The sequence below is a fragment of the Clostridium celatum DSM 1785 genome (assembly GCF_000320405.1).
Lineage (GTDB): Bacteria > Bacillota > Clostridia > Clostridiales > Clostridiaceae > Clostridium > Clostridium celatum.
This window is the reverse complement of sequence record NZ_KB291685.1, coordinates 1-982: the sequence shown is the minus strand read 5'-3', so window position 1 is coordinate 982 and position 982 is coordinate 1. Positions and strand designations below refer to the sequence as shown.

Below are 982 nucleotides of genomic sequence, written 5' to 3'. Positions count from 1 at the left end.
TATATCTTGCTTTAATCAAGTTTTACATTTTGCTATCAGCGACGTGTTTTATCTTAACATCATTCACTTTTTATTATTTCAATATTTTATTATTTTATTCAAGTTTATTATTAATTTTATTATATTTTTCTTTATTTTTCTTTATTTTTCTACTATTGATATACTAGGTAGCGTTTGTGTTATAATTAATTAATATTTGCATTAAATATTGTTAAAACTAAATATCGAGGTGATTATCATGTCAAATATATTAAACAATGATTGGAAAGAGCTGCTAGAAGATGAATTTTCAAAAGACTATTATTTATCATTAAGAAAGTTCCTAGTATCCGAATATAATACTAAAACAATTTATCCTGATAAATTTGATATATTCAATGCTCTACATTTTACGCCTTATAAAGATGTAAAAGTTGTTATTCTTGGTCAAGATCCCTATCATGGGCCTAACCAAGCTCATGGATTAAGCTTTTCCGTTAATCCAGGTGTAAAGATTCCCCCCTCACTATTAAACATATATAAGGAATTAAATTCTGATTTAGGATGCTATATTCCTAACAACGGTTATCTAAAAAAATGGGCTGATCAAGGAGTTTTACTTTTAAATACTTCGCTTACTGTCCGAGCTGGTGAAGCTAATTCACATAAAAATATTGGTTGGGAAATCTTCACTGATAAAATTATCTCATTAGTAAATGAAAAAGAAGATCCTGTTGTTTTTTTACTTTGGGGAAATAATGCAATAAAGAAAAAAGAACTTATCACTAACAAAAAACATTTGATTCTTTCTTCTGTTCATCCTAGTCCTCTATCTGCATCTAGAGGCTTCTTTGGTAGTAAACCATTTTCAAAGATTAATAATTTTCTTATATCTATTAACAAAAAACCTATTGATTGGCAAATTGAAAATATTTAATTTATAAATACTAATTAAAGCTTCAATTACATAAAAGGCACACTATATAATTAATATTAATTATAT

At 26.1% G+C, this 982-nt stretch carries 1 protein-coding gene; it reads left to right on the top strand.

From position 1 onward, the window contains the following. The first annotated feature begins 238 nt into the window (after nucleotides 1–238). The gene (locus HMPREF0216_RS13290; protein WP_005215179.1) at nucleotides 239–916 is read left to right on the top strand and encodes a uracil-DNA glycosylase; all 678 of its coding nucleotides are present in this window, start codon (nucleotides 239–241) and stop codon (nucleotides 914–916) included. Nucleotides 917–982: the final 66 nt, after the last annotated feature.

Excerpts from the sequence above, each read along its gene's own strand:
- HMPREF0216_RS13290 (WP_005215179.1), top strand. The coding sequence starts at position 239 with ATGTCAAATATATTAAACAATGATTGGAAAGAGCTGCTAGAAGATGAA.